Here is a 24,014-nt window from a genome sequence, read left to right as displayed (position 1 = left end):
TGCCAGGTACCCCGGCCATCCGGCCGGGGGCTTGCCAACGAGCGTAGATGATCGATTGCCAGGTGTCTGCTCAAGCGGCCTTCATTTCGCCGTCCAGAACACATAGTCGGCCTGGTACTTGACTTGTTGCCGTGTGCCCTTGTCCTGCGCGGTGCAACCACTGGCCGGGGCCACGCCACCTTGAGTGGCCAGGCGCTGGATATAGCTGACACCTTGCATGGCACCCTGGCCTTCGGCCGGGGTGGCCTTGACCAGCTGATAGGGCAGGGCACTGGTGCCGGCCGGGGCTACCGCCAACTGGGTGCCGGTGACTTTCGAGCCATCCTTGGCTTGCCAGGTGGCGGGTGGGCCGAAGTATTCGCCCAGCGCTTTGCCAGCCCGGTCGTTCAGCACCGCTTTGGGGCCGACGAATGCCCATTCGGTCTGGCCGGGGGTGCTGGCCTTGTCACGGCACTCATAGGTGATTTCGCCGACGCCGATGGTTTCCAGCATGACGCGATGGCCATCGGGCACCTTGACGGCATCGGGCAACGTGGCTTGGGCGAGGGCGGCTGGCGCTGCCATGGCGAGGCTGCAGGCTAGCAGGCAGGCGCGGGTTCTGGCGTTCATGGGCAATGCTCCTGAAAGGTCATTTGGCTGGGCGAGCACAGGCCGCCCACTACCAATACCCGCCAGCAGGCAAATTGGATGCACTGGTCGCAGATGAATCGCTACCGAGGCGTTGCAGTTGAACGTCAGCCGATGATGGGCCTCTCACATGAAAGGGTACAGTGAGGCCTTGGTCATGAGTATTGAACGCAGCATCCCTGAGCTTGAAGCCTGGTATGCCCAGTACGACGACATCAGCTACCGGCGCGAATCACCGGATGCCTACCACCATGAGCTGCTCCGCACCGCAGAAGCCCTGCGTGACGATGGTGCCATCGAGTGGGACGACTGGCTGGCGCTAAAGGCGCTGGCCGACGAGGCGCATTTGGGCGCAGTCGAAGATGCCGTGCAGGCGCACGTAAGCGACCCGGACGCATGAAAGCGCTCAAGATTGCCACTTTCAACATCAATGGTATCCGCAGCCGGCTGCCTGCCCTGCTGGCCTGGCTGGAGCGGGAGAAGCCTGATATCGCTTGCTTGCAGGAGCTAAAGGCCGCGGACCCGCAGTTTCCGCAGCAGGCACTGGAGGCGGCCGGTTACGGTTGTTTGTATCACGGCCAGCCTTCGTGGAACGGTGTGGCCATCCTGGCGCGTGACAGCGAACCCCTGGAGGTCCGGCGCGGCCTGCCAGGCATGGAAGATGATAGCCAGAGCCGCTACCTGGAGGCCGCGGTTCACGGGGTGCTGGTGGCCTGCCTTTACCTGCCCAACGGCAACCCGCAGCCTGGGCCGAAGTTCGATTACAAGCTGCGCTGGTTTCACGCCCTTATCGAGCATGCGCGGGGGTTGTACGGTAACGGTCACCCGACGCTGCTGGCAGGCGATTTCAATGTGGTGCCCACCGACATGGACATCTACAACCCACGTTCCTGGTTGAAGGACGCGCTTTTGCAGCCAGAGTCGCGTGGGTGTTTCGAACAGCTGCTGGAGCAGGGCTGGGTCGATGCCCTTCGGCATCTGCACCCGGACGAGCGTGTTTACACCTTTTGGGATTATTTCCGTAACCACTGGGCGCGCAACGCCGGGTTGCGTATCGATCACCTGCTGCTCAACCCCGACCTTGCACCGTATCTGAAGCGGGCCGGGGTCGATGCTTGGGTGCGCAATGAGGTGAAGGCCAGTGATCATGCGCCGGTGTGGGTCGAGCTGGGTGCCCGGCGTCGGTAAGGGAGGTGATCTGGCGAGTTGCATCAGGGGTTATAGGTGCTTGCCGCAAGATATGCAGCGAGCACCTGCCAGCCCCACGCTATTCAAGCCCCCCGCAACCCCAGCCCGTCGCGCCCCTGCGCATGCAGCCCGGTGTCCTGCGGCAGGGCGGTAACCTTGATCGCCCGCACCGGCACCGCAAACTTGGCGCCGACTTTGCCAAACCGCTCAAGCAGCCGGAAGTTGATGGCCTGCTGGATGTCCATGTACAGGTTGTAGCCAGGGTCCTTGACGATATACACACATTCGAACTCCAGCGCTTCCTTGCCAAAACCGCGCAAATGGGCGCGGTCGAAGCGTACCTGGTCCTGGGCCTTGATCGCCTCCTCGACTATGCCGGGGGCTTTCTTCACCGCTTCGGTGGGGGTGTCGTAGGACAGGCCGAACTCGAACACGATGCGCCGTTCATGCAGGCGTTTGTAGTTCTGGATGGTGCTGCCGATCATGCTGGCGTTGGCCATGACGATCTGCTCGCCGCCCAGGCTGCGGATGCGCGTGGTCTTCAGGCCGACGTGCTCGACGGTGCCGGCCAACGGCCCGATGACGATGAAGTCGCCGACCTCGAACGGTTTGTCGACGGCGATCGACAGCGAAGCGAACAGGTCGCCAAGGATGTTCTGCACCGCCAGCGCAACGGCGATACCACCTACCCCGAGGCTGGCGACGAAGGCGGTGATGTTGACGCCCAGGTTGGACAGCATGGCCAGCACCACCACCGACCACAGCAGCACCCTCGCGCCCCAGGCGGACAGGGTGGCCAGTGCGCTGCCCTGGTTCAGGCCGTCGCCGCCATGGCGCGCAAAATACCGGCTCAGGCCCAGGCCGATGGCGCGGTTGGCCCACAGCCCGATCTGCAGGGCCGCGACCACGAACCACAGGCTACCCACCCGCGTCAGCCAGCGCTCGGGCAGGTCGAGCATGCTCAACCCCACCAATAGCGAGGCCAGAAACAGCAGGAAGTTGCTGGTGCCGGCGAGCACTTTGGCCAACACCTGGCTTAACACACCGTCGTGTTCGGACCAGCGCCTGACCCGCCGCTGCACGAAGCTGATGGCTGCACGGGCCACCAAAAAGGTCACGACGGAAACGGTCAGGGCCAGAAACAGGTTGAGAATGGAGATACCGAACAGGGTGTTGTCGGTGAACATTGCGATGAGACGATCACTCATGAGGGGTTGCCTCCTCCTGCGGGAATTAGCGGTGACGGTAGGGGCGGGCAGGCCGCGACACAGTGACTTGCGGATGGGCCCGGCTTGCCTGTGTCTGCGGCTAAAGCTGCGCCTACACGGGTTGGGCCGGGCCGGGGGGAGGTAGTTCGATCGGATTTCTGCACGCCGGGCATGCTGCAACGCAACAGGCCCGGGTGAAGGACCGGGCAGGTATCAGGCAGCGCGCTGCTCGCCCTTGAGCAGCTTCTTCTGTGCTTCCATGGCCTGGCCCATGTCTTCGAGTTCCTGCTTGCCCAACAACTTGCGAGCGGTCGGGAACAGCTCGCTTTCTTCTTCCTCGATATGGTGTTCCAGCAGCTCCTTCATCACCTTGACCCGGCCGGCGAACTCCACGGTGCCGGTTTCAGTGCCTTCCAGGTCAGGCAGCACCAGCGAGTCGACGGTACGGTGCTCTTCCTTGGCCTCGTAATACATCTTCGCCTCTTCCTTGCCCCCGGCCTGTTTGATGGCGGGGTAGAGGATGTCCTCTTCAAGCCGGGTATGGATGGAGACTTCCTGCTTGATCCGCTCCAGCAGTTCGGCGCGTTTTTTTACGGCGCGCTCAGTGGTGGAGGACAGTTCCTCCAACAGCTTTTTAACCAGGTGATGGTCCTGAATCAGCAATTCGATAGCGTTCATGGGTAACCTCTCGCGGCTGGGAAAAATCACGGTTGCAAGAGGTTGAGTGGGGGCCTGTCGGCAAGGTTCCGCGCCAGTGATGGCTGGCGCCGGTTCGCTTGCCTGCGCGCGGCGGGTGCAGCAGTGACTGAGGGGTCAAAATAAATGGAATCTTTTCTCGCTCTGCCGGCTCAATTAGCCAGGGTTTGATGGAGGAGAGTCCAATGGCAGGGCAGCAACTGTATGTGATCGAATACGAGCTTCACGGAGAATTCAGGACATTCATCATTCGCATGGAGCGCATGGACAACACCGAGGCATGGCACTGGGCGAGTTGTGACGCCGGGGTGGGGATCATCCCTCGTTTTGGTCAGCACAAGATCAAGAAAGTCAGCCGGCCCATGGCTGAGCGTTATGGCATTTCCAATGTAAGGTGGCGGCCGTCAGGCCAAGGGCCGGAGTTTGTTGCGCCGCCCGTGGACATGAAGAAGTTTGCCGTTGGTAACGGCGACAAGTCCTGAGCGTTGCTGGGTGGACGCAAGCTGATCGACCCCGAAGCGCCGCGCGAGCACCTTTCCCGCCATTTGCCTGCCCTTCATCATGTATCGTGTAGGCCGAGGGTCCGGTTGCGCGGGCCGCGCCTTTTTCCGATGCTCGAGGTCAACCCATGGAACGCGATACCCCTGACGGCACCGCCAGTGGCCAGGCGTGCGCTGCGCAAACAGCAGAGCGGCTGCAGCTGGCGCTGGACGCGGGTGCGATCATTGGCACTTGGGTGTGGGACATCCCCAATGATCGCGTGACAGCCGACGAGCGTTTTTCCCGTTCATTCGGTTTGCCGGTAGAAAGGTGCCTGGCCGGCATGCCGCTGGCAGAAGCATTCGGCTCCATTCATCCGGATGACCGCCAGCAGGTGGCCAGCGCCATCGAGGCCGCCATGGCGCGTGGGGGAGCTTTTCGCTGTGAATACCGGGTGCGCCAGGACGATGGCTGCTACCACTGGGTAGAGGCCAACGGCCGGGCCGAGCTGGATGAGCAGGGCAGGGCCGTGCGCTTCCCTGGTGTGCTGATGGACATCGGCTCGCGCCGGGAGGCTGAGGCCGAGCGTGACCGGGTATCGGCGATGTTGCGTAGCTTCACGGCGGCGGTGCCCGGGGTGGTATACGCCAAGGACCGGCAGGGGCGAATGCTGGTGGCCAACCATGGCGCGACGCAGCTGATCGGCAAGCCACCGGAATACTACCTGGGCAAGACTGACCTGGAGTTCCTGGAGGACAAGCAGCAGGCCCGGCAGGTGATGGCTACCGACCAGCAGGTGATGGCTGGGGGCACGTCGGTGCAGGTCGAGGAGCGGGTAGACATGCCCGATGGCTCGGTGACCCACTGGCTGTCGGTCAAGGCGCCACTGCTCAGCGACGGTGGCGAGGTGATCGGGCTGATCGGCTCGTCCATCGACGTCACCGCCCGCAAGCTGGCAGAAGCCCAGCTACTGGAACTCAACCGCACGCTGGAAGCGCGTATCTGCGAAGCCGTGGCCGAGCGTGAAGAGGCCCAGGCTGCACTGCGCCAAGCGCAGAAAATGGAAGCGGTCGGCCAGCTGACCGGTGGCATCGCACATGATTTCAACAACCTGCTGGCAGGTATCGCCGGCAGCCTCGACCTGATCCGTGCGCGGCTCAGGCAGGGCCGTGCCGAGGACGTCGAGCGTTACCTGACGGTCGCCTACGGCGCCACCCGCAAAGCGGCGGCATTGACCCATCGGCTGCTGGCATTTGCCAGGCGGCAGACGTTGATCCCGGTGCAAACCGATGTGCATGGGTTGATCACCGGCATGGAAGAGCTGATACGGCGTACCGTTGGGCCAGCGGTGGTGCTTGATGTGAACCTGTCAGCCACCCTGAGTACCTGTCTGGTCGACCCGGCACAACTGGAAAACGCCTTGCTCAACCTGTGCATCAATGCGCGTGACGCCGTCGGTGAGGCGGGTCGGATCTGCATACAGACATGCGACCAGCATGTCGAAACCGGCACCGATCCTGATGTCCTCCCAGGTGATTACCTGACCATTTGCGTGGCCGATGAGGGCTCCGGCATGGACCCGGCAACCTTGGCCAAAGCCTTCGAACCGTTCTTCACCACCAAACCGGTGGGGGCTGGCACGGGGCTCGGGTTGTCGATGGTATACGGCTTTGCCAAGCAGTCCGGCGGGCAGGTACGGATCGAGTCTACCCCAGGGCACGGCACGCGCGTGTACCTGCAGCTGCCAGGCCATGGCGGTGCCGCCCAGGCAGTGCCCGAGCCGCAGGCGTCGGCGTGCGCCTACCCAGCCTCGCCGGGTGAAACGGTGCTGGTGGTGGATGACGAGGGCTCGGTACGTATGTATGTCAGCGAAGTCCTCAGTGGCCTTGGGTACGTGGTCATCGAAGCGGCCGACAGCCTCGCCGGCCTGCAACTGCTGCGTTCGGACACCCGAATCGACCTGCTGATAACCGATATCGGCCTGCCCGGCGGCGTTGATGGCCGCAAGATGGCCGAAGCCGGGCGTATTGCCCGGCCAGGGTTGCCGGTGTTGTTCATGACCGGCTATGCACAGCCGCAGCCGGCACATGAGAATTGGCCGGGGCAGGGGGCTGCCGTATTGACCAAGCCGTTCACGCTTGATGCCTTGATCGGCAGCCTCAACAGCTTGCCACGGCACGCCCAATGAGGCCTGGGCGCTTGCGCATGGCCGCGCCCCGGTGCAGGCTCAGCCCGCAAATGTGCCCGCAGTTGCCCCGGGCACCAGGATCACCTTGCGGCAATTATCTTTCTTCTGGTCGAACATCTTGTAGCCCATGGCGGCTTCCTCCAGCGCCAGGCGATGGGTGACGATCAGCTCCGGTTGCAAACGCCCGGCCTCGATATGCTCGAGCAGCTCGGGCAGGTACTTCTGCACGTGTGTCTGGCCCATCTTGAATGTCAGGCCCTTGTCGAACGCGTCGCCAAACATGAAGCCATGAATGTAGCCGGCATACACGCCCGGCACGCTGACCACGCCGCCGCGGCGCACCGCGACCAGGCTCTGGCGCAGGGCCTTGCCGTTGCTGCCCTCGATCTTCAGGCTGGTCAGCACGCTCTCTGCCGTGCTGCCCTTGGCTTCGAAACCTACCGCATCAATCACCGCGTCCACCCCGCGCATCCCGGGGGTGAGGCGGATGATGCTGTCGGCCGGGTCGTCGTCTTCCAGGAAGTTGATGGGGATCACCCCGTAGGCATCCCGGGCGAAGGCCAGCCGGTATTCGTTGTTATCGATCATGAAGATGGTCTGGGCGCCGAGCATGCGCGCGCAGGCGGCGCTCAGCAGCCCTACCGGACCGGCGCCATAGATGGCCAGGGTGGAGCCCTTGCCGACCTGGGCGTTGGTTACCGCCTGCCAGGCGGTAGGCAGGATGTCGGAGAGGAACAGCACCTTGTCATCGGGCAGGGCGGTCGGCACCTTGAATGGCCCGAAATTGGCCTTGGGCACCCGCACGTAATCGGCCTGACCGCCCGGTACGCCGCCGTACAAGTGGCTGTAGCCGAACAATGCTGCCCCCGGGGGGACGACCTTCTTGCTGGGGATGGCGCCGCGATCGGTGTTGGTGGTTTCACAAGCGGCAAACAGGTCATGCTGGCAGAAGAAGCAACTGCCGCAGGCGATCACGAACGGGATCACCACGCGGTCCCCGACCTGCAGGTTGGTCACCGCGGGCCCTCTTTCCTCGACGATGCCCATGAACTCGTGGCCAAAAATGTCGCCTGGCTCGGTTTGCGGGATCCTGCCGTGGTACAGGTGCAGGTCCGAGCCGCAGATGGCCGTGGCGGTAACGCGCAGGATGACATCGTCATCGGCCTTGATGCTCGGGTCCGGCACGGTGTCGACCCTGACGTCCTGTGCGCCGTGGTAAGTCAGTGCTCTCATGCGTTCAACTCCTGCTAGGGCGGTTGTTATATGCAGGTTAGCCAACAGGCAGGAAAACGTTGAGGTGAACTGCACCTGAAGCAGGTAACCGGTTGCTGCAGCCAGGTTCGCAGCCTTCAGCTTGCCCGGCCAGCCGGCAGGCGAATGCTGAAGGTGGTCCCGGACACCGTATTCGAGCTGAGGGTGATTTCGCCGCCGTGGGCTTCGGCCAGTTCCCTGACGATGAACAACCCTAGCCCGACCGAGCGCACCGTGGCGTCCTGGTCGGTGGCGCGGGTCATCGGTTCGAACAGGCTCGGGATCAGGGCCTCGGGTATGCATGTGCCGTGGTTGTGCACGGCAATCACTGCCGCGTCACCTGCCAGGTCGGTGGTGATGGTGACCGGGTGAGTCATGTCGCCGTAGGCAACACTGTTTGCCACCAGGTTGCCGATCATCTGCTGCAGCCGGTCCGGGTCGATGTCTATCTGGCCGTACCCGCGGGAAAGGTGACGGATGCGGGCGTGGGCAAAGGCCAAGCGCAATTCGCTGATTGTCTGCTCCACCGTGTTTTTCAGGTCGGCGGGGCGGCTGCGGATGGTGATGCCCTGGCCGAGCCTTACCGAGGCGAAGTCGAGCAAATCGGCGATCATGCCCTCGGCGCGTTCGCAGGAGTGGCCGATGCTGCCAAGCAGGCGCCGCTCCCTGTCCCGCTGTTCGCTCTGTGCAAGCAGCTGCGCGGCCATCTTGATCGCGGTCAGCGGGTTTTTCAGGTCGTGGCTGGCAATTGCTACGGTCTGCTCGGCAAAGGCCGCCCGCCGCTGGGCGCTCTGGTAGGCGTCGGCCAGTTCGGCCTTGGCCTGCTGCAGGGCGACCTCGGCGGCTGTAGCCTGGGCCAGCAACGCCTCGGCGCGGCGCCGCGCGGCAAGCAGCTCACGCTCGTAGCGGTCACGCTCGTGGGTGCCAGACAAGGCCAGTTGGTAGAACACGCCTTCAGGATGTTCGCGCCGCACGCCGTTCAGCAGCATGGTGATGATGCGGCCGTCCTGGTGCAGCAAGTCGAGTTTCACTTCCGCCACTGCACCTTGCATCTTCATCAGCGGCGCCCAGTGGGTCTGGTGGTAGATACGCCCGCCCATGGTCAGCAGGTCCTGGAACCTGTGTTGAAGCAAGCTTGCCGGGGCACGGCCCAACGCGTCGCAGAAGGTCTGGTTGGCACGCAGGATGGTGCCCGCTTCGCTGGTGATCACCAAGCCGCATGGCGCACCCTCGTACAGCTCATCGACACCAGGCAAGCCGCCGCCAGCGGTCATTGGCCAGCCGCCCAGGGCTGCAGAAAAGCATCCATCGCTTCCGAGCAGGCGGCAGGGGCACTCATGTGCGGGCAATGGCCGATATTCTCGATCAGGCACAGCCGGCTGTTGGGCAGCACGCCCTGCAGATATTCGCCCACCGCCATCGGCGCGATCAGGTCGTCGGTGGACTGCAGGATCAGCACCGGGGTCGGCAGGCCGTGGATGTCCTGGCGGTTGTCCGACAGGAAGGTGACCCGGGCAAATTGCCTGGCGATATCCGGGTCGGTGCGACAGAAGCTGTTGGTCAGTTCCTCGCTCAGCGCAGGCTGCCCCGGGGCGCCCATGATTACCGGAGCCATGGCGCTCGACCAGCCCAGGTAGTTGCTGTCGAGGGTGTCGAGCAGGGCGTGGATGTCGGCTTCCTTGAACCCGCCGGTGTAGTCGTCCGCGTCGATGTAACAGGGCGACGGGCCGACCATGACATGCGCTGCGATGCGCCCTGGCTGCTGGCGGTCTGCCAAGGCGCCAATCATTGCGCTGACTGAGTGCCCGACCAGTATTACCGGGCCCTCGGCAAATGCCGTGATGATTTCGTTCAGGTCTTCGGCGTAGCGACACAGCGAGTCATATTGCTCGCGGTCATAGGCCGCCAGGTCCGATCGCCCGGCGCCGACCAGGTCATAGGTGACCAGCCGGAACCGGCCCTGGAAGTGAGGCAGCAAAAACTGCCACATGGATTGGTCGCAGCCAAAACCGTGGGAAAACACAAGGGTTGCATTGCCGCTGCCAGCAACATGTACATTGTTACGCGAAGGCAAGTTCATGCGGGTTCCAGAGCTCAGCAGCGTCCATGACAGAATGGGCGATAGTGCCCATGTTCCAGGGCGGCTAGCAAGCTAGTGGGTTGTTACCTGCCAAGGTTTGTGCGGCGTTGCTGGTCAGAATAGGCCAACCATGAACACCTGCCAGGCGCCACGCTGGCTTGCGTGGGAGCACTGCGCCGCTCGGGCGGGCGGAGTGAACCATTCGCCAGGCGTTTCGCTCGATTTGAAAAACGAGCACAGGCAGCCTGGCATGAATGCGTTCACTGAACAGCTCACCCCCGAACAGCACAGGCTCGAGGCCATCAACCGTTGGTTCTGCACGCTTGATGACCGTGCCCTGCGCTGTGCCTGCCCCAGCACCTACCACGAAGAGCTGTTGCGCCAGGCTGACGAGATGGACCGCCTGGGCCTGGTGGACTGGCGCGAATGGCGTGACCTGCGTCGGCTGGCTGACCGCTGGTACCTCAAGGCCATCGCTGGCGCTGATTACCCTCGCCGCTGAAGGCTGTGCAACAACTGGTTGCGCGAAGGCTATGCGGTTACGGGGTGATTGGCGCGCCGGGCAACTGTCATAGATCCACGGGAGTGAACTACCGTCGACTGGGCCGCGTCCCCCGAATGAATGCCTCTGTAACCAGCATTCGCCCGTCAGCTGCTTTGAGGACGCAACCATGGAAAACACCGATCAAAGCTCTACCTCTCCCCCCGACAGCACTCAGGACCACCTGCACGCCATCACCGATGAAGCCGGCGCACTGCTTGGCGAAGCCCGGCAAAAGGGCAGCGAGCAATACGAGCACTACCGCGACAATGCCGCCGACCAGCTTGATTCGCTGAAGGAAGGCGCCCGCTCGGCCGCCCAAGCGCTGGAAGGCCACGACAGTCTCGGCCTTTCGCAGTACCTGGCCCAGGCGGCAGACTGCATGGGCAGTTTTGCCGAGCAAGTTCGCCATGAGAGCGCCGAAAGCCTGCTGCAGCGTGGGGTCAGGCTGGCGCGGGATAACCCGGCGGTGTTCCTGACCGCAAGCGTGGCGATCGGCTTTGCCGTCTCGCGCTTCTTGCGCGCCAGTGCCGACCACGCCCAGGGCGCCGGCGTAGCGGCTGCGGGTGCCAGCGAGTCTCGGCATCCTCTGCCACCCACGCCGGATCGGGCGAGCGATGTATCTACTCGCGAGCCCTTTACCCCCGTCGACCCGATAGGGCCGGGTGCCGGCACGCCCGTCAGCGGCAGCCCGTTCGAGCGTGACCCGCTCAAAGGAGGCGAATGATGAACAAAGATCCCTTTCATACCACCCCAGGGCTGCATACACCGGAAGAAGACCCAGTGGGTGTGGGTGGCTTGGTGCGCCAGTTGATGCGTGAGGTGCCCGACCTTTTCACCAAGGAACTGGCCCTGGCCAAGGCCGAACTGCAGCAAAACCTGAACGCGCTGAAAGCCGGTACAGCGGCAGTGGCGGCTGGCGCGATCGTGGTGCTGGCGGGTTTTGTCATCCTGCTGCTGGCCGCCGTGTATGCCCTGGCGCTGGTGTTGCAGCCCTGGCTGGCTGCCCTGATCGTGGGGGCCGTCACGGTGGTGATCGGTTTCATCATGCTGCAGGCGGGCAAGAAACAGTTCCAGCCCACCCACCTTGCTCCTGATCGTGCCTTGCACGCCATGCAACAGGACAAGGAAACGCTGAAGAGGAAACTGCCATGACCACCTCCTTCGAACACGAAGCGCACAAGGACCCTGACCTGCTCGAACAGGAAATCAACGCCAAGCGCGAGCACATCAGTGACCTGGTTGACGCGCTGGAGCAGCGCTTGAGCCCTGGCCAGCTGGTCGACAAGGTGCTGGCCTATGCCAAGGGCAACGGCGGCGAGTTCTGTCACAACCTGGGCCTCACCCTCAAGAACAATCCGGTCCCGGCGACCCTCACGGTGTTGGGTCTGGCTTGGCTGGGGCTCAATCAGAACCGGCCTTTCAACCCAGGGCCGGCCCATCACGGGCCAGGTCTTGGTGAAAAGCTGGGGGAGGCGGTCGACTCGGTCAAAGACGCCTTCGCCCATGCTGGGGAGGCGGTGCACGATGCCGGCCAGAAGGTGCGCATGAAGGCGCATGACGCGCGCGACCGGGCCAGTGAGCTTGGCCATGGCGCCCGTGAGTCGATGGGTGAGTCTGCCGATACACTGCGCAGTTCCGCGCACAAGGTCGGGGACCAGGCGACTGCGCTGAAAGGCCAGTTCGAACACTTGCTTGAAGAGCAGCCGCTGGTGTTGGCGGCGCTGGGCATTGCCCTGGGAGCGGCGCTGGGCGCGGCCCTACCCGGCACCCGAAAGGAAGACCAGCTCATGGGCAGCACCAGTGACCGCTTGACGGACACGCTCAAGGCCAAGGGCGGCGAGGTGAAGGCGTCGGTCGAGCAATCGCTTCATCAGGCCACCGACAAGCCACCGAGCCAGGCGGTTGGCGCGGGCGGCGTGCGTGAAGGTAGCGACCTTTCCTCGGGGTTGGGTTTTACCCCGTGACTCGACAGCGACTGAGCTGCCGGCCTCTTCGCATGCGGCGAAGGGGCCGGCCGACATGGCTGTTATCAGCCCATGGGCACGCCGGGCAAATGGGTCAGGCGCCTGTTTCCTGCGACAAGCGCTTCAGCAGCGCCTGAGCTACCGCTTCAGAGGAGGCAGGGTTCTGGCCGGTGATCAGGTGGCCATCCTCGACCACATGACTCGCCCAGTCTGCGGCCTTGGAATATTCACCACCATGGTCCTTGAGCATGTCTTCCACCAGGAAGGGCACCACGTCGGTCAGCCCGACAGCGTCTTCTTCACTGTTGGCAAAGCCGGTTACCCGCTTGCCTTTGACCACCGGGTGGCCGTCCGGCGCCTTGACGTGCTTGAACACGCCCGGCGCGTGGCATACCGCGGCGATCGGCTTGTTGGAGGCATAGAACGCCTCCAGCAAGGCTTTGGAGTCGTTGTCCTCTGCCAGGTCCCACAATGGCCCATGACCTCCTGGATAGAACACGGCATCGAAGTCGTACGGGTCGATTTCCCCCAGTGGTACGGTGTCGGCCAGGGCCATCTGCCCTTCGGTATCGCTGGCGAAGCGCCGGGTAGCATCGGTCTGGGCATCGGCTTCATCGCTTTTAGGGTCCAGTGGCGGCTGGCCGCCTTTGGGGGACGCGAGTGTGACATCGGCGTTGGCGTCGATGAACACGTAATAGGGGGCGGCGAATTCTTCCAGCCAGAAGCCGGTTTTCTTGCCGGTATTACCCAGTTGATCGTGAGACGTGAGCACCATCAGGATCTTTTTCATGCAAGGCTGTCCTCTGGATGTGAATGGGCAGTGCGCGACGCGCCCTGCATTATTGTCGGAGGGCAGCGCGCCGCAACCGTTCCATGCCGATTTTGGCGTGCTCGCGAAAATCAATCAGGAGTTGGCACGGAAATAGCTGTATGTGCTGCGACAGGCATACCCTGCCGGTCACTTCCCACCCACCCTCCACCGAAAAGAATAAAGGGGGCTGCATGAGTTGTCTGATTTGCGCGGGACAGGCTGAAACTGTCGAATGCCCCAGTGGTTGGGAAGAGCGGCGCTGTTCCCGGTGCGGATGTTACCGAATGTCTCAAGCGCTCATCCTGGTGATGATGGAAGAGGGGCAGATTTTCGATACCGAGCGTATGCGCCAGTGGCTGGCAACCCGGTCTGACCAGGGATCGATACCCTCAATTGACCAGTCCCAGGCCATATTGGCGATTTGAGCCGCGGGCGCCAGTCGTCCTCTTCGGCAGCCTGCTTCTTCACACCGGCACGCTGGCCGCCTTGAGCTGGCGCAGGACAAAGCACGATACCGAATGGCGCAAGCCCGGGATCTTGTAGAGCTTCTCTCGCAGCAGGCGCTCGTAGTCACGCGTATCGCGTACTGCCAGGCGCAGGAAGTAATCGTATTCACCCGACACCAGGTACGCCTCGATCACCTCGGGTATTTCCGCTAGCGCCTTCTCGAACTTGTGCAGCACTTCGTCACCGTGCTGGTCCAGGGTCACCATCACGATCAAGCCCTCGCCATAGCCGAGCCCGGCCATGTCGATACGTGCCTGGTAGCCCTGGATGATGCCGGCTTCTTCCATTCGTTTTATGCGTTGCCAGCACGGGCTTGACGACAGGCCGACCTGCTTGCCGATTTCCTGCAGGCTGGCACGGCCATCGCGGCTCAGCACCTGAAGAATCCTGCGGTCCATGTCATCCAGGTTATTTTTTTGCATATTCTGTGTTTCTCGAAAAATATTGCTGAATTCTAGGCGCAATCCCGAACGATTCGAAAGCACTTTTTGCGAGATGGCATAGACAATAAACGTCACTCCCGAAACCACGACAGGTCAGGGCACGGCCAGCTATGCAATGCACGTGGCCGCGTCGACCGGGCTTCAAAAGGAAATGCCATGCAACAGGTCAAGTACGAAATGCCGGAAGCACAAACCAGCCTCGAGTTCATTCTTGAACAGGTTATTTATGGGACCGAGGTGGTGATTGTGCGTCAGGGTGTGGAGATTGCCCGGATTACTGCCATGGAAGGGCTTCGGGAGCGCGGTACTACTTTGATGGGCAGCCCTTATGAATTGAGGTGAGAGGCGGGTGCTGGATGCGTTGGGGGCGCGTCAGGGCTTATAGGGGCTTGCCGCAGCATTTGTCGCGCCTGTCAGCGCTGATGCAATCCTCGTTACCCCCATTCCCGACGGAACGCCACCCCCCAGAGAGCGTCGAACAAACATACAAATACTCCCCCCAGGACGGTCGCCCAGATGACGTTCATCGTATGGTTCGCCATGCTCGGTGCGGTACTGCTCCTGCTCGCGCTGTCTTCTTCGTACCTGCGCTGGATACCCGTCACGACGTCTGTCGTCTGTCTGGCCCTGGGCATCGGCCTGGGCCCGTCCGGCGTGAGCCTTCTGCACCTGGACATCGCCCAGGCCAGCGGCTGGATGGAGCACCTGACGGAAGTGGCAGTGTTGTTCTCGCTATTCGTAAGCGGGCTCAAACTGCGCCTGCCATTGCGCAGCCGCAGATGGTGGACAGCGTTTTTCCTGGCTGGCCCGGTCATGGTCATCTGTATCGTCGGGGTCAGCCTGGTCGCCCATTTCGGCCTGCACCTCGGCTGGGGCATGTCGGTGCTGGTCGGCGCCATTCTCGCCCCCACCGATCCGGTACTTGCGACACTTGTGCAAGTCGCTGATGCCCAGGATTACGACCCTGTCCGGTTCAGCCTTTCGGGGGAAGCGGGGCTCAACGATGGGGTGGCATTCCCGTTTGTCATCCTCGGCCTGCTACTGATGCAGGCAACAGACCCTGCGCAATGGCTGGGCGGCTGGCTGATCAAGGATGTCGCCTGGGCTGTCGTGGCTGGCATCGCATGCGGGTACTGGATGGGCCGGGGCTTGGGCAAACTGACCTTGTACCTGCGAATCCAGCATGAAGACAGTACGGTTTCGCCAAACGATTACCTGGCGCTCGCCCTTATTGCCCTGGCCTATGTGGTGTCGGAGATCATCCACGGGTATGGATTCCTGGCGGTTTTTGCAGCGGGCCTGGGGCTACGGCAAGCAGAAGTGCATTCGTCTGCAACGCCAAACGAACCGGCAGAGCATCTGGTTCAGCCCGTGGTTGGCCATCAGCACGTCGCACCCGAGCATGCCGTCAAGGGTGACGTGCAGGCACTGGAAGATTCGCAAATTGCTGCAGGGATCATGCTGGGGGACATGCTTGCCTTCGGCAGCCTGGTCGAGCGGGCGATGGAAGTGTTCCTGGTTACCCTGCTAGGCGTGGTATTGCTGGAGCACTGGGACTGGCGGGCGTTGATCGTCGCCGGGGCGCTGTTTTTGATCATTCGCCCGGCAGCCGTCATGCTGGTGCCATGGCGCACGGGTGCAAGCCTGGCGCAGCGCGGGCTGCTGGGGTGGTTCGGGATTCGCGGAATAGGCAGCTTCTACTACTTGTTCTACGCGATCAACCATGGGCTGCTACCCGCAGCGGCGCCCCAGGTTACCAACCTGGTGTTGTCCGCCGTGGCGCTCAGCATCCTTGTGCATGGGTTGACGGTGCAGCCGATTCTTGCGCGTTACAAGTCGAGCAACCCAAAAGATGAATAGGCCTGGATCAACCCAAGCGGTCTCGATCAGGGAGCAATTTGCTGATCAGCTGTGCAAGGTCTGCAATGGTCCATGGCTTGGGCAGGAACGCTGCATTTGCCGGGAGCGCATTCACTGGCACAACGGCGTGGCCCGAGGTCAATATCACGGGCACTTCCGGCCATCTTGTCCAGATCTCCCGTGCCAGATCCAGACCGTCCAGCGCGCCAGGCATGTGGATATCGGTAAAAACCAGTGCGGCATGCAGGCCCTCTGACAACAAACATAACGCCTCGTCTGCATTTGCGCAGACTGTGACCTGCTGGGCGTACAGTGACGTGAGGCTCTCGGCAGTGAGGTCTCTGAGCAGATCGTCGTCTTCTACTATCAGGATGTGGCCGCGCATAGGATTACCCGCTTCTCATAAGCGTTAGGGCACGCGCATATTTCATCGTTGCCCCTGCCCGATGAGTGGCGGTATACGCGTGAGCCTTGAAAACAGCTATCGTTGCTGGGCGAGAAGCGAAGCGCTTTGATTGGCGCGTCAAGGGCACAACGGGTGCCAATGAATATCTGGACGAAAAGACTATGCAGCAGCTTCCACCGGACGAAACGATCCGCGCGGCTTTGAAACGGTCGCATGAGCGGCTCCACCGCCAACATGAACTGGTGGTCGACTTCGCCGTGATGTCCCTCAAGGCTGCGGACCTCGACGCGTTGCTGACCCAAGCGTGCGTGGTGGTGGCCGAAGGCATGAAGACTCGCTTCGCGAAGGTGCTGCAGCCGCTGCCGGACGGCGAAGCATTTGTGTTGTCGCACGGCGTGGGCTGGGACCAATCCGACATAGGGCGTGCCACGGTCGGCTGGGACGTGGCCAGCCCGGCGGGATATGCACTGGCCACTTACCGGCCGGTACTGTCCAACCATCTGGGCATGGAAGACCGCTTTCGCACTCCTGAGCTGTTGAAGAAATACGGGATCGAGCGCGCCATCAACGTTCCGATCCGCGGCGCACTCAGTCCCTTTGGCGTACTTGAGGCGGACAGCAGCAATGGCGACGACTTCGTCGAGAGCGACCTGGTATTCCTGGAAGGCATATCCAACGTCATCTCCATGGCGGTCGAACGCATAACGGCTGGCGTCGAGGCGCCGCGGCCCGACCCCTATTCGGAGACCATACTCAACGCAAGTCCCGACTGCGTGAAGATTCTCTCGGCCAGTGGCGAGATCGAGTTCATGAACGAGGCCGGCCTGACGTTCCTGCACCTCGCCTCAACGGCAGACGTGCAAGGCCAGCGTTGGCCCGATCTCTGGCCTGAGGCGTCAAGACCGTTGGTGTCGGAAGCCCTGGCCAAAGTGGCAACCGGCGATACCGCACGGTTCGAGGCGTACGGTCCGACTGCACCAGATGAGCCGAAATGGTGGGATGTGACGGTGGCGCCGATTGTGGGCGCGGATGGCGAGATCGAAAAACTCATTGCGGTGTCGCGGGACATCACCGAGCGCCACCGTTACGAGGCTGAACTGCTGTCGTTGATCGAGGTGCAGAACAGCCGGCAAAGCAGAAGCGAGCTTTACCTGGAGGAAATCCACCATCGGGTCAAGAACAGCCTTCACCTGGTGAACACGCTGCTGTTGCTGCAAGCCAACCTGACTACCGATGAAGCGGTGAGGCTGCAACTGGAAACGGCAGCAGGGCGCGTGGTTACCATCGCCAGCGTTCATGAGCGGCTGTACCAGAATGCCGAAGAACAGCAGGTGCTGGCCTCGGACTATCTGCATGCCTTGCTGGTTGACCTGGGCAAAGCGCTGGCCGAGCGCAAGATCGTGCTGCAAGCAGACAACTTTATCCTGCCCCCGGAGAGGATCGCTCCGCTGGGCCTGGTGATTTCCGAACTCATCACCAACGCGTTGAAATATGGCAAGGGCACCGTCGAGGTCCTCGTAGAGCACGCGGGCGATCACGCGCTGCTGACCGTCATGGACGAAGGTGAGGGGTTCCCAGCTACCTACCCGAAACCGACAGGCACGGGCCTTGGCATGCGCCTGGTGAAGAGTTATTCGGGGTATGGCAGTGCAGCGGTAACCGTGGACCGGCATGAAGGCAAAAGCTGTATCCACGTGCGTTTCAAGCTTTGAGGTGATACCCGTCGGTTGGCGCTGAAAGCGGCCTGTTTCGATGGTCGATTTGCCATCGGGGGCACCCGAATGCGTGTTATCCAGGCATCTCGGGCACTCAGAGGTTGTCGTCTGTATGGTAGTAGGGTTGCTACAGGCCTTGCCTCCGATGTCTGGATCTCTTATGCGTCCATCAAAAAGCTATCGAACGGTGCCAAGTCGAGCTTGCGACTATTTTCCCCCGCTTGAGCACCATTAGCCGGGCGGGCAGGTCAAGGATGACATCGGCGACCGACCGGGTATCCACGAGTATCAGATCTGCGTCATTGCCCGGTGCCAGCCCATAGTTTTTCAGCCCAAGGGCTTTTGCGGGGTTGGTCGTGAGCATGGGGAGTACCGTGGCCTGGTCATCTGCTCCACCCAGGTGGCAGGCAGGTAGCGCCAATTGGGCAATATTCAGCAAGTCGCCTGTGCCGTACGGGGTGAACGCGTTGCGTATATTGTTCGTGGCCAGGCACACATTCACACCGCCGTCACGCAACGCACGCACCGGCGCAAGCGAGCGGCGCACGTTATGGCTGTCGCCCCGGGCGCCGAGGTGCAAGTCGGTGGCCGGCAAGCACATCACGCTGATTCCCGCATCGCGGATCAGGCTGATAATGTCGGCCCGCCGTTCCGGTGCCACGGCGCCCAGGCTGGTCAGGTGACCTACACAGACGCGGCCCTGGTAGCCTTCCTTGAGGGTTTTGCGTGCGAGATATTCAATACTCATGTTATCTGCGGAATCGGCAAAATCCTGGTGAAAATCAATATCCTTGCCGAACTGCCTGGCAAGGTTGAACACATGGTCGATGTGCTCGTGCGGCGAACTGTCGTTGTAGGGGATGCCGCCGACGACATCGGCGCCTTTTTCCATGGCCGTGACCATCATCTGCTGCATGCCCGGTAGCTTCAGTATCCCTTCCTGGGGAAAGGCCACGACCTGTATATCAATCACTTCACGAAACTTTTTACGCAGCTCCAGCACAACGTCAAACCCGGTAAAGCCTTGCGTCGGGTCAAATTCGGCGTGCGCGCGTACATGGGTGGTGCCGGCCTGCACGAGTGACCGCAGTACTTGAGTCGAGCGCTCGAAAATATCTTCCTGGGTCAGCGTGGGCTTGAGTTCGGCCGTGACCGCTATCGCTTCCTTCAGGGTGCCGGAGCGATTGGCCTTGCGCTGCATGACATGGGCTTTTTCCAGATGCAGGTGCCCTTCGACGAAGGCCGGCATCAGTACATTTCCGTTACCCTGGACTTCCTGCTTCGCAGGCAGGGTGATGGTTGGGGAAATGCAGGCGATCTTGCCCTTGTCTATGGCGACATCCATGGTTGGCTGTCCGTCGGTGATGCGGACATTGCGAAAGATCAGATCCATTACATGTGCTCCTCAGCTTGAGTCCTGTTGACGATCAACCGTTGGAGCAACCATTGCCCATGGCCCGGTACTCGAGAATATGCCTGCGGCCATTGGAGTCTTCGTAGGTCATGCGTGCGGGCACTACCTCGCAAACCTCGGGCAATTGGCTGATCGATATGACTCTTGCGATATCCAGGGCTTGCGAGTAGCTGTACTGTTCCACCTGCACGTCATCGCTGGGCAGCGGTTCTGCGCCTGATGCCGCAGCGCACAGGCTACTGAGCACTACCAACAACAAAGCTTTCATTTTCAAATTCCTGTTCACGTGTTCGTCCTGCCAGGCACTTTTCGCATCGACAGGGATACAGTGGCGCTTGATGGCCCGGCGCCGTATGCAGACGCCGGGACACTTGAGGCGTTAGAACGGCTTGGTCGGCAGGTACTTGCCATCCAGGGTAATCACCGCGCGAGATCCGCCTTCCGGATCTTCGACTTTCTTGATATCCAGCTTGAAGTTGATGGCACTGATGATGCCGTCACCGAACTTCTCGTGGACCAGCGCCTTCAGCGTGGTGCCGTACACTTGCAGCATCTCGTAGAAACGGTAAACGGTGGGGTCGGTCGGCACGCCGTTCTCGATGCTGCCGCGCATCGGCACGGTCTGCAGCAGTGCCACGGCATCCGCATCCAGGCCGAGTGTTTCGCCCACCACGCTGGCGGCAGGCTTGGGCAGTGGGTGCTGGCCCAGCAGCGCTGCGGTGACGAACGCTTCGGAGAGGCCGGTGCCCTCGGTGATCTGGGCGAACGACAGGTCTTTGCGGGCTTTGGCCAAGAGAATGACTTCGGTCAGGGCAAGGCGCGAATGTTGGCTGGTTTGCGACTGGATCATGGTGTTGTCTCCTAGGGTAAAAAACGGGTTCAGGCAGATTGCTTCAGTTGATACGGGGCGGCGCGTGCACCGGGGTTATCCACCAGCGGGGCGAACTTGCCGGTGTTGATGTCGAACGCATCCATACGGCCGCTCTCGATGTCATAGACCCAGCCATGCAGGGCGATGCGGCCCTCTTCAAGGGCCAAACGTACCGAGGGGTGGGTGCGCAGGTTGACCAGCTGGGCGATCACGTTCTCGCGGACCATGGCGTCGACACGGCTGTGATGGTCCTTGTGCTCACGTGCTTCATTCACTACCCGAGCCGAGTCGGCGTAGCGCAACCAGCCGGCTACTGCGGGCATGTGATCCAGGCACTTGCAGGTGGCAATGGCGGTCATGGCGCCGCAATCGGAGTGCCCACAGATCACGATGTCGGAGACCTGCAGGGCAGCGACGGCGTACTCGACCGAGGCTGATACGCCCCCTGGCTCAGGGCCGTAGGGCGGCACGATGTTGCCGGCGTTGCGAATGACGAACAGGTCGCCCGGCTCGCGCTGCGTGACCAGTTCCGGCACCAGCCGGCTGTCGGAGCAGGAGATGAACAGCGCCCGTGGGCTTTGCTGGTTGGCCAGGCCCTTGAACAGGTTGGCGCGTTCCGGAAAGGCGTTGCGTTGAAACTTCAGAAAACCGTCGATGATGTCTTTCATGGTGATTCCTCTGGGTCGCGATGCGATGGAGCAGAGGTTACGGCGCTGCTTACATAAGGTAAAAGTCTCAATTATGATGCTGCTCATCGGATAATCTTATGGGTAGTGGCATGCTTGCTCGACACATCAAGTACTTCCTCGCGGTGGCGCAACACCACAGCTTCACCAAGGCGGCTTCAGCGCTGCACGTCTCCCAACCCGCCCTGTCGCAGCAGGTCCGGCAACTGGAGGAAAGCCTCGGGGCGCAGCTATTTGACCGATCGGGGCGTACCACGCGCCTGACGGACGCCGGGGAAGTCTATTTGCGCTATGCGCGCCGGGCCTCGCAGGAGCTGGAAGAAGGCAAGCGGGCGATCCATGACGTGGGCGATCTGAGCCGGGGTTCACTCAGGGTTGCGATAACCCCAACGTTCACCACCTACCTGGTCGGGCCGGTGGTCGAGGCGTTCTACAGCCGATATCCGAATATCACGCTGAACCTGCGGGAAATCGCCCAGGAACAGATGCAGGCGCAGCTGCTGGCCGACGAGCTTGATGTGGGCATCGCGTTCGATGACGGGCACGCGGAGGACATCGACACCCTGCCGCTGCTGGTAGAAGCGCTCGCCCTGGTGGTCGGGGGCAACCACCCGCTGGCGGGGCAGCATGCTATCGACCCCGATGCCCTGAGCGGCGAATCGCTGATCCTGCTCAGTGCGGAGTTTGCCACCCGCGAGCAGATCGACCGCTACTGCCGCCAGCACGGCATTACCCCACGTGTGCGCATGGAGGCCAATGTGATTGGTGCTGTCATCGAAGTGGTCCGCAGGACGACGCTCTCGACGTTGTTGCCTGCCACCATCGCACGTGCGCACGAAGGCCTGTTTGCCCTCGAGCTCGGCCCGCAGCGGCTGCAGCGTACTGCGGTGTTGATGCAGCGCAAGGGGGCCTACCAGACATCAGCCGCTCGGGCCTTTATCGAACTGGCGACAGATATCGCCGCCCAGCTGCAAAGCAGATGAAGCACCTGCTACCGGCCGCGCAGCGTTTCCAGCGCCGGAGACCACACGTCATGCCCGCACCGGGTACACGCGACAGAACCCTCTGCATCGAGGTAGACCGGGTAGCCACAGCTTACGCAGCAATACACCCCGGCAGCGGGTAGTTTGACGTATTCGGGCCGATGCTCGGCCGGAAGCACTGACAGCCCCGCTCGGGTGTCCTGGCCATCGTAGAAGTACAGGCTCAGGTCGCCATCTGTTTCCAGCAGGCCAAGGCGAACCTGGCCCAGATGCTCGACGCCTTGCTGGCGTAGCTCCATGAACAACTCGTTCGACGAGATGTTCATGTTGCGCAGGGAATGGATTTCGTACATGCCATCCTTGACCACCGTGATCGGCAAACCGTCGATCCACGCTTCGCACGCCTTGCTGCGTGTCATGAGGTAGACAGTGCCCCGATACAGCAGTAGCAGCGTGAGGAACACCAACGCCACCGGCAACAGCGGCACATCTTCGTAAAAGGTTACATCCCCTGCAGCAGAACCCAGCGTCAGAATGACCACGAGTTCAAAGCGCGACAGTTGCTTGATGCCCCGACGGCCGCTGGATTTCAAAAAGAGAAAAACCGCGAGGAAGGCGGCAAGAACACGACAGGCAACTTCGAGGAGGAAGGTCAGGGGAAGTTCGCCCAACAGCATCCGTTGCAAGTCGAAGGAGACCATGGGTTGTTCCCGTCATTTGCCAGCCTGGATGTACAGGTCGACCCTTTCACCGTTGCGGAGTTCCAGCTGTTCGCCGCTGTTGGATCAGCGACGACGGGCAGCTTGCGTGCAACCGGGTCTTGGTGGGGCCAGCGGTGGCAGCGTTTCAGAAACGCGTCGCCAGCCGTCCGGCGGTGCACAAGACCCTTGAGGCCGAAGGCTTGATCTGACGGGCGCAGCGCCAAGGTCGCAGGGTCAGATTTGGGCCTGGCCACCATCGACCAACACTTTTCAGACCCTGCCTGGGTTTGAGCGGGCAGGGGATAAACCCGCTTATGCAGTGACCGCTGTGGGAGCGGGCGCGCCCTCGCTGCTTGATAATGTGCAGTTGCCCGAGAATAACTCTACAAACGTCTATTCTTGTACAAGTATTCTCAATGAAGGGTGGATCCCATGCCGCGCATGCTCCGCTGGGCCGGCCTGTTTGCGCTGTTGGCTGCCGCACCGCTGCTCGCAGGCGACTGGCGCGCTGCGCTGCCTTCGGCCCAGGTGCTGGGCCGTGGCGACTTCACCTGGTTCGGCTTTCGGGTTTACACCGCGCGGCTGTGGACTGACGGTCATGGGCAGGACTGGGGGCGGCCATTTGCCCTGGAGTTGCTGTACCACCGCGCATTGTCACGGGACAACCTTGTACAGGCCAGCGTCAAAGAGATGCGCCGCCTGAACGACGGCAGCGTGACGCCAACGCAACTTGCCAACGGGGCCAGGGCACTGGAAGCGGCGTTCCCGGATGTGCACCCCGGCATGCGCATCGTCGGCTTGTACCTGCCCCGTGCAGGTTGCCGTTTCTACGTGGATGGAAAGCTCACGGGGGAGGTGCGCGACCCGGTTTTCTGCAAGGCGTTTTTCGCTATCTGGCTTGACCCGCGCGCCCGCGACCCTCAACTACGCCTGCGCCTGCTCGGCCAGGCCGCAGACCCAGGAGCCTGACTATGAAGAACAAGATGGTGCTGCTGTTGACCTGCCTGCTGCTTGGCAGCTGCGGCAACGTCAGTGTCGAGGACTACGCCAGCCAGCAACCAAAGCTTGATCTGGCGGCCTTTTTCTCGCGGCCGGTGCAGGCCTGGGGCATGTTCCAGAAGCGTTCCGGCGAGGTGGCAAAGCGTTTTCACGTGTGCATTGCCAGCCACCGCGAGGGCGAGCGGCTGATCCTCGACGAGCGCTTCGTCTACAGCGACGGTGAACGCCAGCGCCGGGTCTGGACGTTGACACCGGAGCGGCCCGGGCACTGGCGTGGCACTGCCGGCGACGTGATCGGTGAAGCCCGTGGCGAGATGGCGGGCAACGCGCTGCGCTGGCGCTACCAGCTGGACCTCCCGGTCGACGGGCGGCACTGGCAGGTGGACATGGAC

At 62.0% G+C, this 24,014-nt stretch carries 28 protein-coding genes; 14 read left to right on the top strand and 14 right to left on the bottom strand.

Annotation, left to right across the window (positions count from 1 at the left end; genetic code table 11):
• Positions 1-81: 81 nt before the first annotated feature.
• Positions 82-609 (bottom strand): DUF3455 domain-containing protein, encoded by a 528-nt coding sequence (locus HP547_RS05025; RefSeq protein ID WP_172285651.1) that lies wholly within the window; start codon positions 607-609, stop codon positions 82-84.
• A gap of 175 nt (positions 610-784) precedes the next feature.
• Between HP547_RS05025 and HP547_RS05020 the strand changes: the two genes are divergently transcribed.
• Positions 785-1,027 carry a hypothetical protein gene (locus HP547_RS05020; RefSeq protein ID WP_172221973.1) on the top strand — a complete coding sequence of 81 codons (243 nt, stop codon included), beginning with the start codon at positions 785-787 and terminating at the stop codon, positions 1,025-1,027.
• On the top strand, positions 1,024-1,815 hold the full coding sequence (xth, locus tag HP547_RS05015) for an exodeoxyribonuclease III (protein WP_172285650.1): 792 nt from the start codon (positions 1,024-1,026) through the stop codon (positions 1,813-1,815). Before HP547_RS05020 ends, xth begins: the two co-directional genes overlap by 4 nt.
• An 83-nt stretch (positions 1,816-1,898) precedes the next feature.
• On the opposite strand, the gene HP547_RS05010 is transcribed toward xth, so the two are convergent.
• Complete coding sequence (locus HP547_RS05010) at positions 1,899-3,023, bottom strand: mechanosensitive ion channel family protein (protein WP_172285649.1); 1,125 nt, start codon at positions 3,021-3,023, stop codon at positions 1,899-1,901.
• A gap of 213 nt (positions 3,024-3,236) precedes the next feature.
• Positions 3,237-3,701 carry a hemerythrin domain-containing protein gene (locus HP547_RS05005; RefSeq protein ID WP_172221982.1) on the bottom strand — a complete coding sequence of 155 codons (465 nt, stop codon included), beginning with the start codon at positions 3,699-3,701 and terminating at the stop codon, positions 3,237-3,239.
• A 203-nt stretch (positions 3,702-3,904) separates the two neighbouring features.
• Here HP547_RS05005 and HP547_RS05000 point away from each other — a divergent pair, with 203 nt between their 5' ends.
• Both HP547_RS05000 and HP547_RS04995 read left to right on the top strand, forming a co-directional pair.
• A complete protein-coding gene (locus tag HP547_RS05000; RefSeq protein ID WP_172221985.1) occupies positions 3,905-4,201 on the top strand; it encodes a DUF6555 family protein in 297 nt (98 codons plus the stop codon).
• A 146-nt stretch (positions 4,202-4,347) separates the two neighbouring features.
• Positions 4,348-6,387, top strand: a complete 2,040-nt coding sequence (locus HP547_RS04995) for a PAS domain-containing sensor histidine kinase (protein WP_172221988.1) — start codon at positions 4,348-4,350, stop codon at positions 6,385-6,387.
• A 39-nt stretch (positions 6,388-6,426) separates the two neighbouring features.
• Here the strand turns inward: HP547_RS04995 and HP547_RS04990 are convergent, their stop codons facing one another.
• From HP547_RS04990 to HP547_RS04980, 3 genes are all read right to left on the bottom strand, one after another.
• Complete coding sequence (locus HP547_RS04990) at positions 6,427-7,620, bottom strand: zinc-dependent alcohol dehydrogenase (RefSeq protein ID WP_172221991.1); 1,194 nt, start codon at positions 7,618-7,620, stop codon at positions 6,427-6,429.
• 116 nt (positions 7,621-7,736) lie between these two features.
• Entirely contained in the window at positions 7,737-8,912 is a 1,176-nt protein-coding gene (locus HP547_RS04985) for a PAS domain-containing sensor histidine kinase (protein ID WP_172285648.1), read from the bottom strand.
• Positions 8,909-9,718: an alpha/beta fold hydrolase gene (locus HP547_RS04980; protein ID WP_172285647.1), complete on the bottom strand. Its 810-nt coding sequence runs from the start codon at positions 9,716-9,718 to the stop codon at positions 8,909-8,911. The genes HP547_RS04985 and HP547_RS04980 overlap by 4 nt, the downstream gene beginning before the upstream one ends.
• Positions 9,719-9,968: 250 nt before the next feature.
• Here HP547_RS04980 and HP547_RS04975 point away from each other — a divergent pair, with 250 nt between their 5' ends.
• The 4 genes from HP547_RS04975 (at position 9,969) to HP547_RS04960 (ending at position 12,226) form a co-directional block, all read left to right on the top strand.
• On the top strand, positions 9,969-10,220 hold the full coding sequence (locus tag HP547_RS04975; protein ID WP_172221997.1) for a hypothetical protein: 252 nt from the start codon (positions 9,969-9,971) through the stop codon (positions 10,218-10,220).
• A gap of 169 nt (positions 10,221-10,389) precedes the next feature.
• Positions 10,390-10,986, top strand: coding sequence for a hypothetical protein (locus HP547_RS04970; protein WP_172285646.1), 597 nt, complete (start codon positions 10,390-10,392; stop codon positions 10,984-10,986).
• Positions 10,986-11,414 (top strand): phage holin family protein, encoded by a 429-nt coding sequence (locus HP547_RS04965; RefSeq protein ID WP_172222003.1) that lies wholly within the window; start codon positions 10,986-10,988, stop codon positions 11,412-11,414. Before HP547_RS04970 ends, HP547_RS04965 begins: the two co-directional genes overlap by 1 nt.
• A complete protein-coding gene (locus HP547_RS04960) occupies positions 11,411-12,226 on the top strand; it encodes a DUF3618 domain-containing protein (protein ID WP_172222006.1) in 816 nt (271 codons plus the stop codon). The genes HP547_RS04965 and HP547_RS04960 overlap by 4 nt, the downstream gene beginning before the upstream one ends.
• Positions 12,227-12,320: 94 nt before the next feature.
• On the opposite strand, the gene HP547_RS04955 is transcribed toward HP547_RS04960, so the two are convergent.
• Positions 12,321-13,016 (bottom strand): type 1 glutamine amidotransferase domain-containing protein, encoded by a 696-nt coding sequence (locus tag HP547_RS04955; RefSeq protein WP_172222009.1) that lies wholly within the window; start codon positions 13,014-13,016, stop codon positions 12,321-12,323.
• Positions 13,017-13,501: 485 nt separating this feature from the next.
• A complete protein-coding gene (locus HP547_RS04950; RefSeq protein ID WP_172222012.1) occupies positions 13,502-13,966 on the bottom strand; it encodes an Lrp/AsnC family transcriptional regulator in 465 nt (154 codons plus the stop codon).
• Positions 13,967-14,143: 177 nt separating this feature from the next.
• Here HP547_RS04950 and HP547_RS04945 point away from each other — a divergent pair, with 177 nt between their 5' ends.
• Positions 14,144-14,329, top strand: a complete 186-nt coding sequence (locus HP547_RS04945; RefSeq protein ID WP_172222015.1) for a hypothetical protein — start codon at positions 14,144-14,146, stop codon at positions 14,327-14,329.
• A 174-nt stretch (positions 14,330-14,503) separates the two neighbouring features.
• On the top strand, positions 14,504-15,847 hold the full coding sequence (locus HP547_RS04940) for a sodium:proton antiporter (protein WP_172285645.1): 1,344 nt from the start codon (positions 14,504-14,506) through the stop codon (positions 15,845-15,847).
• A gap of 7 nt (positions 15,848-15,854) precedes the next feature.
• Here the strand turns inward: HP547_RS04940 and HP547_RS04935 are convergent, their stop codons facing one another.
• Positions 15,855-16,232: a response regulator gene (locus tag HP547_RS04935; RefSeq protein WP_172285644.1), complete on the bottom strand. Its 378-nt coding sequence runs from the start codon at positions 16,230-16,232 to the stop codon at positions 15,855-15,857.
• A 182-nt stretch (positions 16,233-16,414) separates the two neighbouring features.
• Here HP547_RS04935 and HP547_RS04930 point away from each other — a divergent pair, with 182 nt between their 5' ends.
• Positions 16,415-17,965 (top strand): sensor histidine kinase, encoded by a 1,551-nt coding sequence (locus HP547_RS04930; protein ID WP_172231395.1) that lies wholly within the window; start codon positions 16,415-16,417, stop codon positions 17,963-17,965.
• A 172-nt stretch (positions 17,966-18,137) separates the two neighbouring features.
• Here HP547_RS04930 and HP547_RS04925 read toward each other — a convergent pair whose 3' ends face one another.
• The 4 genes from HP547_RS04925 to HP547_RS04910 form a co-directional block, all read right to left on the bottom strand.
• Positions 18,138-19,361 carry an amidohydrolase family protein gene (locus tag HP547_RS04925; protein ID WP_172285643.1) on the bottom strand — a complete coding sequence of 408 codons (1,224 nt, stop codon included), beginning with the start codon at positions 19,359-19,361 and terminating at the stop codon, positions 18,138-18,140.
• 34 nt (positions 19,362-19,395) lie between these two features.
• On the bottom strand, positions 19,396-19,650 hold the full coding sequence (locus tag HP547_RS04920) for a DUF2790 domain-containing protein (RefSeq protein WP_172231383.1): 255 nt from the start codon (positions 19,648-19,650) through the stop codon (positions 19,396-19,398).
• 111 nt (positions 19,651-19,761) lie between these two features.
• Positions 19,762-20,232 carry a cyanase gene (gene cynS / locus HP547_RS04915; protein WP_172285642.1) on the bottom strand — a complete coding sequence of 157 codons (471 nt, stop codon included), beginning with the start codon at positions 20,230-20,232 and terminating at the stop codon, positions 19,762-19,764.
• Between the two features lie 29 nt (positions 20,233-20,261).
• Positions 20,262-20,921, bottom strand: a complete 660-nt coding sequence (locus HP547_RS04910) for a carbonic anhydrase (protein ID WP_172232904.1) — start codon at positions 20,919-20,921, stop codon at positions 20,262-20,264.
• Positions 20,922-21,031: 110 nt separating this feature from the next.
• On the opposite strand from HP547_RS04910, the gene cynR reads away from it, so the two are divergent.
• A complete protein-coding gene (cynR, locus tag HP547_RS04905) occupies positions 21,032-21,922 on the top strand; it encodes a transcriptional regulator CynR (RefSeq protein ID WP_172285641.1) in 891 nt (296 codons plus the stop codon).
• Between the two features lie 8 nt (positions 21,923-21,930).
• Here the strand turns inward: cynR and HP547_RS04900 are convergent, their stop codons facing one another.
• Positions 21,931-22,623: a DUF421 domain-containing protein gene (locus HP547_RS04900; protein WP_172285640.1), complete on the bottom strand. Its 693-nt coding sequence runs from the start codon at positions 22,621-22,623 to the stop codon at positions 21,931-21,933.
• 432 nt (positions 22,624-23,055) lie between these two features.
• On the opposite strand from HP547_RS04900, the gene HP547_RS04895 reads away from it, so the two are divergent.
• Positions 23,056-23,592 carry a chalcone isomerase family protein gene (locus tag HP547_RS04895; RefSeq protein WP_372242858.1) on the top strand — a complete coding sequence of 179 codons (537 nt, stop codon included), beginning with the start codon at positions 23,056-23,058 and terminating at the stop codon, positions 23,590-23,592.
• Between the two features lie 2 nt (positions 23,593-23,594).
• Positions 23,595-24,014 (top strand): DUF3833 family protein (locus tag HP547_RS04890; RefSeq protein ID WP_172285639.1); only part of this gene is annotated, 420 nt, incomplete at its 3' end.

This window comes from Pseudomonas sp. CM27 (assembly GCF_013179515.1).
In the GTDB taxonomy this organism is placed as follows: domain Bacteria; phylum Pseudomonadota; class Gammaproteobacteria; order Pseudomonadales; family Pseudomonadaceae; genus Aquipseudomonas.
Note: the sequence above shows the minus strand (reverse complement) of the source record. Positions and strands in the feature narration are given on the sequence as shown.

Excerpts from the sequence above, each read along its gene's own strand:
- HP547_RS05025 (WP_172285651.1), bottom strand. The coding sequence starts at position 609 with ATGAACGCCAGAACCCGCGCCTGCCTGCTAGCCTGCAGCCTCGCCATG.
- HP547_RS05020 (WP_172221973.1), top strand. The coding sequence starts at position 785 with ATGAGTATTGAACGCAGCATCCCTGAGCTTGAAGCCTGGTATGCCCAG.
- xth (WP_172285650.1), top strand. The coding sequence starts at position 1,024 with ATGAAAGCGCTCAAGATTGCCACTTTCAACATCAATGGTATCCGCAGC.
- HP547_RS05010 (WP_172285649.1), bottom strand. The coding sequence starts at position 3,023 with ATGAGTGATCGTCTCATCGCAATGTTCACCGACAACACCCTGTTCGGT.
- HP547_RS05005 (WP_172221982.1), bottom strand. The coding sequence starts at position 3,701 with ATGAACGCTATCGAATTGCTGATTCAGGACCATCACCTGGTTAAAAAG.
- HP547_RS05000 (WP_172221985.1), top strand. The coding sequence starts at position 3,905 with ATGGCAGGGCAGCAACTGTATGTGATCGAATACGAGCTTCACGGAGAA.
- HP547_RS04995 (WP_172221988.1), top strand. The coding sequence starts at position 4,348 with ATGGAACGCGATACCCCTGACGGCACCGCCAGTGGCCAGGCGTGCGCT.
- HP547_RS04990 (WP_172221991.1), bottom strand. The coding sequence starts at position 7,620 with ATGAGAGCACTGACTTACCACGGCGCACAGGACGTCAGGGTCGACACC.
- HP547_RS04985 (WP_172285648.1), bottom strand. The coding sequence starts at position 8,912 with ATGACCGCTGGCGGCGGCTTGCCTGGTGTCGATGAGCTGTACGAGGGT.
- HP547_RS04980 (WP_172285647.1), bottom strand. The coding sequence starts at position 9,718 with ATGAACTTGCCTTCGCGTAACAATGTACATGTTGCTGGCAGCGGCAAT.
- HP547_RS04975 (WP_172221997.1), top strand. The coding sequence starts at position 9,969 with ATGAATGCGTTCACTGAACAGCTCACCCCCGAACAGCACAGGCTCGAG.
- HP547_RS04970 (WP_172285646.1), top strand. The coding sequence starts at position 10,390 with ATGGAAAACACCGATCAAAGCTCTACCTCTCCCCCCGACAGCACTCAG.
- HP547_RS04965 (WP_172222003.1), top strand. The coding sequence starts at position 10,986 with ATGAACAAAGATCCCTTTCATACCACCCCAGGGCTGCATACACCGGAA.
- HP547_RS04960 (WP_172222006.1), top strand. The coding sequence starts at position 11,411 with ATGACCACCTCCTTCGAACACGAAGCGCACAAGGACCCTGACCTGCTC.
- HP547_RS04955 (WP_172222009.1), bottom strand. The coding sequence starts at position 13,016 with ATGAAAAAGATCCTGATGGTGCTCACGTCTCACGATCAACTGGGTAAT.
- HP547_RS04950 (WP_172222012.1), bottom strand. The coding sequence starts at position 13,966 with ATGCAAAAAAATAACCTGGATGACATGGACCGCAGGATTCTTCAGGTG.
- HP547_RS04945 (WP_172222015.1), top strand. The coding sequence starts at position 14,144 with ATGCAACAGGTCAAGTACGAAATGCCGGAAGCACAAACCAGCCTCGAG.
- HP547_RS04940 (WP_172285645.1), top strand. The coding sequence starts at position 14,504 with ATGACGTTCATCGTATGGTTCGCCATGCTCGGTGCGGTACTGCTCCTG.
- HP547_RS04935 (WP_172285644.1), bottom strand. The coding sequence starts at position 16,232 with ATGCGCGGCCACATCCTGATAGTAGAAGACGACGATCTGCTCAGAGAC.
- HP547_RS04930 (WP_172231395.1), top strand. The coding sequence starts at position 16,415 with ATGCAGCAGCTTCCACCGGACGAAACGATCCGCGCGGCTTTGAAACGG.
- HP547_RS04925 (WP_172285643.1), bottom strand. The coding sequence starts at position 19,361 with ATGGATCTGATCTTTCGCAATGTCCGCATCACCGACGGACAGCCAACC.
- HP547_RS04920 (WP_172231383.1), bottom strand. The coding sequence starts at position 19,650 with ATGAAAGCTTTGTTGTTGGTAGTGCTCAGTAGCCTGTGCGCTGCGGCA.
- cynS (WP_172285642.1), bottom strand. The coding sequence starts at position 20,232 with ATGATCCAGTCGCAAACCAGCCAACATTCGCGCCTTGCCCTGACCGAA.
- HP547_RS04910 (WP_172232904.1), bottom strand. The coding sequence starts at position 20,921 with ATGAAAGACATCATCGACGGTTTTCTGAAGTTTCAACGCAACGCCTTT.
- cynR (WP_172285641.1), top strand. The coding sequence starts at position 21,032 with ATGCTTGCTCGACACATCAAGTACTTCCTCGCGGTGGCGCAACACCAC.
- HP547_RS04900 (WP_172285640.1), bottom strand. The coding sequence starts at position 22,623 with ATGGTCTCCTTCGACTTGCAACGGATGCTGTTGGGCGAACTTCCCCTG.
- HP547_RS04895 (WP_372242858.1), top strand. The coding sequence starts at position 23,056 with ATGCCGCGCATGCTCCGCTGGGCCGGCCTGTTTGCGCTGTTGGCTGCC.